Origin of the sequence: Tepidibacter formicigenes DSM 15518, assembly GCF_900142235.1 — a bacterium.
Lineage (GTDB): Bacteria > Bacillota > Clostridia > Peptostreptococcales > Peptostreptococcaceae > Tepidibacter > Tepidibacter formicigenes.
Window position 1 is genome coordinate 22,310 of the sequence record NZ_FRAE01000029.1, and the last position, 7,192, is coordinate 29,501.

The 7,192-nt window shown below is 25.6% G+C and carries 10 protein-coding genes; all 10 read left to right on the forward strand.

Annotation, left to right across the window (positions count from 1 at the left end):
• Window positions 1–3: 3 nt before the first annotated feature.
• The 10 genes from BUA77_RS07175 to rpsR all read left to right on the forward strand — a co-directional run bounded on the left by BUA77_RS07175 (window position 4) and on the right by rpsR (window position 6,838).
• Window positions 4–1,305: a tetratricopeptide repeat protein gene (locus tag BUA77_RS07175; RefSeq protein WP_072888729.1), complete on the forward strand. Its 1,302-nt coding sequence runs from the start codon at window positions 4–6 to the stop codon at window positions 1,303–1,305.
• Between the two features lie 75 nt (window positions 1,306–1,380).
• Window positions 1,381–2,436, forward strand: a complete 1,056-nt coding sequence (locus BUA77_RS07180) for a DUF5711 family protein (RefSeq protein WP_143151319.1) — start codon at window positions 1,381–1,383, stop codon at window positions 2,434–2,436.
• A 9-nt stretch (window positions 2,437–2,445) separates the two neighbouring features.
• Entirely contained in the window at window positions 2,446–3,048 is a 603-nt protein-coding gene (locus tag BUA77_RS07185; protein WP_072888733.1) for a CvpA family protein, read from the forward strand.
• A gap of 35 nt (window positions 3,049–3,083) precedes the next feature.
• Window positions 3,084–3,701, forward strand: a complete 618-nt coding sequence (gene yedF / locus BUA77_RS07190) for a sulfurtransferase-like selenium metabolism protein YedF (protein ID WP_072888734.1) — start codon at window positions 3,084–3,086, stop codon at window positions 3,699–3,701.
• A 59-nt stretch (window positions 3,702–3,760) separates the two neighbouring features.
• Window positions 3,761–4,024 carry a DUF3343 domain-containing protein gene (locus BUA77_RS07195; RefSeq protein WP_072888735.1) on the forward strand — a complete coding sequence of 88 codons (264 nt, stop codon included), beginning with the start codon at window positions 3,761–3,763 and terminating at the stop codon, window positions 4,022–4,024.
• A gap of 11 nt (window positions 4,025–4,035) precedes the next feature.
• The gene (locus BUA77_RS07200; protein ID WP_200773937.1) at window positions 4,036–4,230 is read left to right on the forward strand and encodes a DUF951 domain-containing protein; all 195 of its coding nucleotides are present in this window, start codon (window positions 4,036–4,038) and stop codon (window positions 4,228–4,230) included.
• 153 nt (window positions 4,231–4,383) lie between these two features.
• Entirely contained in the window at window positions 4,384–5,568 is a 1,185-nt protein-coding gene (locus BUA77_RS07205) for an aminotransferase-like domain-containing protein (RefSeq protein ID WP_072888736.1), read from the forward strand.
• A gap of 279 nt (window positions 5,569–5,847) precedes the next feature.
• Complete coding sequence (gene rpsF, locus BUA77_RS07210) at window positions 5,848–6,135, forward strand: 30S ribosomal protein S6 (protein ID WP_072888737.1); 288 nt, start codon at window positions 5,848–5,850, stop codon at window positions 6,133–6,135.
• A 25-nt stretch (window positions 6,136–6,160) separates the two neighbouring features.
• On the forward strand, window positions 6,161–6,592 hold the full coding sequence (locus BUA77_RS07215) for a single-stranded DNA-binding protein (RefSeq protein ID WP_072888738.1): 432 nt from the start codon (window positions 6,161–6,163) through the stop codon (window positions 6,590–6,592).
• A gap of 18 nt (window positions 6,593–6,610) precedes the next feature.
• Window positions 6,611–6,838 carry a 30S ribosomal protein S18 gene (gene rpsR, locus BUA77_RS07220; RefSeq protein WP_072888739.1) on the forward strand — a complete coding sequence of 76 codons (228 nt, stop codon included), beginning with the start codon at window positions 6,611–6,613 and terminating at the stop codon, window positions 6,836–6,838.
• The last annotated feature ends 354 nt before the right edge of the window (window positions 6,839–7,192 follow it).

Here is a 7,192-nt window from a genome sequence, read left to right on the forward strand (position 1 = left end):
GATATGGAAATACTTAGCCTAGGAGAAAAAATAAAAAAACTTAGAAAAGAAAAAAATTTAACACTTAAAGAATTAGCAGGAAATAGAATAACGGCAGCTCAAATAAGTCATATAGAAAGAGACAAGTCATATCCTAGTCAAGATCTATTAGAGTACTTTGTGGAAAAATTAGATGTAAGTATTGACTACTTATTAGAAAGTAAGGATATGCAGGCTAAAAAAATAAGCAACAATTTATTAATTAAAGGTGAAATTTACATAAAATCAGATGAATTAGAAGAAGCTAAAAAAGAAATAAAGAAAGTTATAGAAATTTGCAAAGAATACAAGTTGTATGAAAATTATGGTAAAGCTAAATTTTTATTAGGGTTGATTTATTTTAATGAAAAAAACTATGAATTAGCTATAGATAATTTTGAAAGAAGTTTAGTATTAAATGTTAAAACATCAAATTTTGAGAAAGTTGTTCAATGCTATTTAGAACTAGGTAAAGTTTACTTAGAGGAGGGGTTTTATAAAGTTGCATTAGATAAATTAACACAAGGGGAAAACCTTTTTCTAGAATATGAAATGAAAAACAATGAAATAAAAAAAGAGTTATATACATATATGTCTTATTGTTATATTAAGCTAGAAGATAATGTAAGGTCATTAAAATATGCAAAAAAAATACATGAGATAGAAGAAAATGAAAAAAATATAAAAGAAAAGGCGAATAGTTTATTTTTAATAGGAAGCAATCTTTTAGATATGGGGAAATGGGATGAATCTAAAGAATATCTAAATAAAGCCTTAAAAATATATGAAGAAGAAAATAAGAAAAATGAATTTGCAAAAACTCAAGTTGCTATGTCTAAAATATATACTAAATTAGGAAAATACGAAGATGCTTTAGAATGTGTTAAAAAAGCATACATAACAAAAAGAGAATATGAAGATAAGGAAGTAATTAAGGTACTATTTGAATATGTTAAGGTTTTGATTAATACAAATGATTTTGAAAATGCTAAAAAATATGCTAAAAAAGCTTTAGTTACTTCTATAAAGATAAAAGATAAGAAATTAGAATACAAATCTTTAAAATACTATGCAAAAATATATAAAAAAGAAGGAGATTTAAATACAGCAATTGAACATTTAAAAAAATGCTTATATATAATAGAAGAACTAGGAGATAAAAAGGAGTTAGCAGATTTATATATAGAGCTTGCTCAAACATATTCTAAAATATCTAAGGAAAAAGAATTGGAGTATTATACAAAAGGAATAGAAATATACAAAGATTTAGACATAATAGAAAAATAGACTCTTTATAAAAGAGTCTATTTTTTGTATGATAAAAATTAGGAAATAATTTTGAGTGAAAAGGAAGGAATAAATATGAAAAAAAATAAAATTATAATATTATCAATTATTTTGATAATATTTTTATTAAATCCTAAAACTATAAACTTAATAAAAGATAAAGTAAATAGTTCTGAAATTAAAATAAATAAAATAAAAGAAATATCTTTAGAACATGGAAAGAATATTAGTTTTTTAAAATATAAGCAAGGGTTTTTAATATATGATGGAAAATCTTTAAACTATATAAACAGTAAGGCGGAAAGAATTTTTAGTTTAAATATAAGAATAGAAAATTATAGTATTGATACTAATGAGTCTAATATATATATATTAGATAAAATAAAAAATGAAGCATATATAGTAGATAAAAAAGGAAGTTTAATTAAAAAAATAAGTATTAAAGATAAACCCATTATAATAAAAGCATTAAAAGGTGATAATTTTTTAATACAATATTCTACAAATGTAGAAGTAGAAGGCGTAAAAATATATGATATAGAAGGAAATGAAATAAAAAATATATCTATTCCAAAAATAACCATAAACACTGTAGAAACAGATTTAAATACAGGAGGTTTTTTAATAAGTGGAATTATTATAGAAAATGAAAGCCTATATAACAATATATTTTACTATAACAAAAAAGGAGAATTATTATTCTCTGATAACATAGAAAATAAAATATTTATAAAAACTATGTTTTTAAATGATAAAATAATATTAGTAGATCCTAAGTATATAGAATTAAGAGATGAAGAGTTTGAAAGCTTAAATAAAATAAATTTAGATGAGAATATAAAATATATTACTTTAATAGATGATTATATAGTCATTATAGATAAATTAGGAAGGATTATATATATTGATGAAAAAGGAAATAAAAAAATAGAAAACCATCCCATAAAAAATGCAAAGGGAATTGAAAAAATGGAAAAAGAAAGTATAATTTATTCAGATGGAAGTATATACTTTACAAAGCATAAAAAAACATATGATTTTTCAAAGGACATAGTTAATGTTTTAAATTTAGATGACAAAAGTTTAATTGTTATATTTAGAGGATCAATTGAGTTTTTAAATATAGATTAGGAGGAATATATGGATTTAAATTATATAGATATAATTATATTGGTAATAATCTCATTATTTGGGTTAAAAGGATTTCGCATAGGGTTTATTAGGTCTTTGTTTAATCTTTTAAAATATATAATATCATTATTAATATGTAAAATATACTATAAGCCTATAATAGATTACATATTAAACAATCAAAAAATATATGTTTTTTTCAAAAACTTTATAGAAGATATTTTTATAAAAACAATAAATACTAATATATTAGCAGAAACTGCTACTAAAGTATTAATAGAGATTGTGGTAATACTAGGAATATTCATAATATCAAATATTGTATTTGGGTTAATAATAAATTGTATAGATTCTGTATTTAAATTTACACCTTTAAAAATAATAAATAAGTCAATGGGTTTTATATTTGGAAGTGTTAAAGGACTAATATTTTTATTATTACTACTAACAATATTCCATCCATTTCTAGTAATATTTGAAGAAGAAAAATTAATAATAGATTTGAATAACTCTTTATTAATAAAATATTTGTATATGTATAACTTTGTATTTAAATATTTTAATAACTTTATAGAAATATTTAATAAATATGATATAACCAGTATGTTATAATAATGAGTAAATGAATCAATTAAGGGGGATAGGAAATGAAAATTGAAGTAGATGCAAGAGGACTTGCTTGTCCACAACCTGTAATAAAAACAAAAAAGGAATTAGATAAAATAAAAGAAGGTATAGTTACTACTTTAGTTGATAACGAAATAGCAAAAGAAAATGTATTAAAGTTAGCCAATTCAATGAATTGTAGTGCAAAATATTATGAAAAAGATGGGACTTTTTACATAGAAATGAATAAAGGAAAAGAATCTGTGGTTATACAAGAAGAAAATATAGAATGTGAAAACTGCACTGTAAAAATAGAAAATAAAGAAGATAAAGTTATATACATATCTTCTGATTGCATGGGAAAAGGCTCTGATGAATTGGGAAAAATACTTATAAAAGGATTTATATATACTCTTACAGAAATAGAGCCTTATCCAAAAGCTGTTATTTTTGTAAATAGTGCAGTAAAATTAACTACAGAAAATGAAGAAACAATAGAGCATCTAAAGAAACTAGAAAAAGAGGGAGTAGAGATACTTTCTTGTGGGACATGCTTAGATTATTTCAACTTAAAGGACAAATTAATGGTTGGAAAAGTTTCAAACATGTATGATATAGTAGAAAAATTAAAAGGAGCTTTAAACACCATATCAATATAGACTACAATTTGTTGTAGTCTTAATTTTTCTAAAATAGTTAAGTTTAAAGGAGAAACAATATGAATAATATATATCTTGTTACTTTTAACTCAACGCATTATGCTATAAGATCTGAGAAAGTATTAAAAGAACTAAATTTACCAATTACAATCATACCAACTCCTAGAGAAATAAGTTCAAGTTGTGGACTTTCAATAAAATTTGAAGAAAAATTACTTGAAGATATAAAAAATAATCTTGAAAAAAATGATATAGAGTATTATGGAATATTTAAAATAACTAAGACAGAAGATGGAAAAAAAGAAACAAGAAAATTATATTAGGAGGGATTTGTATGCCAATAAAATTAAATGTGGGAGATATAGTAGAATTAAGAAAATTTCATCCTTGTGGAGGAAATATATTTGAGATAATGAGATGTGGTATGGATTTTAGGATAAAATGTCAAAAATGTAACAAACAATTATGGATTGAAAGGGAAAAATTAGAAAAAAGAATAAAAAAATTAGTTAAAAGTGAAGATTTATAATAAAAAAATAGTTAAAAATTTTACAAAAATAGTAAATTGAATATTCTGCATATTCTGCGAAAAGTAGGCAAGCTAAATTAAAAGTGATATAATATAATCAAATAAACATCGGAAAATGTTTTCCTGGCGTTTATAATTTTTGGAGGTGTTTTTATGGCTGTAAAATTTGCTGATCGTATGGAAAATCTTAAAGCTTCTGAAATTCGTGAATTATTAAAGTTAACAGAAAAACCAGAAGTAATTTCATTTGCAGGAGGACTTCCAGCTCCAGAACTATTCCCAGTAGAAGAAATGAAAGAAGTTGCAATTAAAGTTCTTGAAGAAGGTGGAAAACAGGCTTTACAATATGCTGCAACAGAAGGATTTATTCCATTAAGAAAAGCAATTGCAAACAGAATGAATACTAAATTTAATACAGATGTAACATATGAAAATATATTAATAACAAGTGGATCTCAACAAGGATTAGATTTCTCTGGAAAAATATTCTTAAACGAAGGTGATGTAGTATTATGTGAAAGTCCTTCTTATTTAGGAGCATTAAATGCTTTTAAAGCATATGGACCTAAATTTATAGAAGTTCCAACTGATGAAAATGGAATGATAATGGAAGAACTTGAAAAAATACTTGAAACTACAGAAAATGTTAAGATGATTTATGTAATTCCAGATTTTCAAAATCCAACAGGAAGAACTTGGCCTGTAGAAAGACGTAAAAAATTCATGGAAATAATAAATAAATATGAAATACCAGTATTAGAAGACAATCCATATGGAGAATTAAGATTTGAAGGAGAAATACTACCTTCGCTAAAAGCTATGGATGAAAAAGGACTAGTAATATTCTTAGGAAGTTTCTCTAAAATATTCTGTCCAGGATTTAGAATTGGTTGGGTAGCAGCTAATAAAGAAATATTAGAAAAATACATTATGATAAAACAAAGTGCAGACTTACAAACATCTACAGTAGGACAAAGAGAAGTTGCTAAATTTATGGAAATTTATGATTTAGATGCGCATGTAGAAAAAATAAAAGATGTTTATAGAAAGCGTAGAAATTTAATGCTTGAAACAATGAAAGCAGAATTTCCAGAAGGATTAAAATATACTTACCCAGAAGGTGGATTATTTACTTGGGTTGAACTTCCAAGCAATATAGATGCTAAAGATGTTATGGCTAAATGTTTAGAAAATAATGTTGCATTTGTTCCAGGAGGGTCATTCTTTCCTAACGGAGGTAAAGATAATACATTTAGATTAAATTATTCTAATATGACTGAAGAAAGAATTGTTGATGGTGTAAAAAGGCTTGCTAAAGTTTTAAAAGAGTTTATATAAAAAAGTAGGAGTGGATGAAACCACTCCTTTTATTGTAAGGGGGAGATTGGGATGAAAAATATTAAGTTGTGGGGGCTATCTACTTATATAATTACCATGTTTTAAATAATATATACATTATTTTTAACTAAATTAGAAATTTTATAAAAAGTCAAAAATAATCTATATATTATTTGACTTTTTATAAAATTAGTGATAAAATCTTAAAATGTGAGCTTAGTCTCATTTCTCTGCCCTATTAAATTAGGGCCGTTTAAGTCCAAAGGGAGGTGAATTATAATGAAAAAGTATGAATTAATTTATGTATTAAAACCAAACGTAGAAGAAGAAGTAAAAGAGCAATTACAAAACAAGGTTAAGAACATAATTGAATCAGCAAATGGACAAGTTGATAAAGTTGATGTATGGGGTAACAAAAAATTAGCTTATCCAATACAAAAGTTTACTGAAGGATACTATGTATTAGTGAACTTTACAGCTAATGCAGATGTACCAAAAGAAATCGAAAGAAATTTAAGAATTACTGAAAATGCAATAAGACATATGATTGTTAATATTGAAGAGTAATAGTATTTATTTAGGTGGTGTTTTTATGAATAGTGTTGTTTTGGTGGGTAGGTTAACTAAAGACCCAGAACTTAGGTACATTCCAGGAACAGGAAGACCAGTAGCCACCTTTTCAATAGCAGTCAATAGAGCTTTTGTTAATAAAGAAGGAAAAAGAGAAGCGGATTTCTTTAATATAGTAGTCTGGGGTAAACCAGGAGAAAACTGTGCTAATTATCTTTCTAAAGGAAGGTTAGTATCTGTTAGAGGATCAATTCAAAATAGAAGTTATGAAACTCAAACTGGAGAAAGAAGATATATTACAGAAATAGTTGCAGATAGAGTAGAATTTTTAGAGTCAAAAGGCAGATCAGAATCTGCTAGTCCGGCTGGAAATGACTTTGAAAAAAGTTTTGAGCCGGTAGGACTTGATTCAGAAGGTTTCCAGGCGTTAGATGATGATGATATTCCATTTTAGGAAAAGGAGGGAAGCTTTATGGTAAATAAAAGAAGACGTCGTAAGAGAAGAGTGTGTAGTTTTTGTGCTGACAAAAACGCTAAAATAGATTATAAAAACACAGGTAAATTGTCTAAGTACATCACAGAAAGAGGTAAAATATTACCTAGAAGAATTTCTGGAACATGTGCTAAACATCAAAGGGAATTAACTACAGCTATAAAGAGAGCTAGAAATATAGCCCTTTTACCATATACAATAGACTAATAAAAACGAGCCTTTTGGCCAATGTCATTAAGTTAATCAAATAATGATGTGAAAAAAATGAGGAAATTGAAAGGATATAACTTTCAATTTCCTCATTTTTTTATGAAATAGCTTTTTTAAGCATGGCAATTAGACAGAGAGGTCCTCTGTTTTAAAAAGATTCATATTTTCTAGTTTTTAGGATACCCTATATAAGAAGCTTACTGACGATTTGGTTCTGACTTTGCGGTGGTCTTTTCTTCCATTTCGTACAGGTAAAATATTCTTTTGAATAAGAGCTTCAACATTAGGTGGTGGTATATGACCTTTCCATTTGAAATATTGCATACATATTGCTATGGCCATTGTGAAATT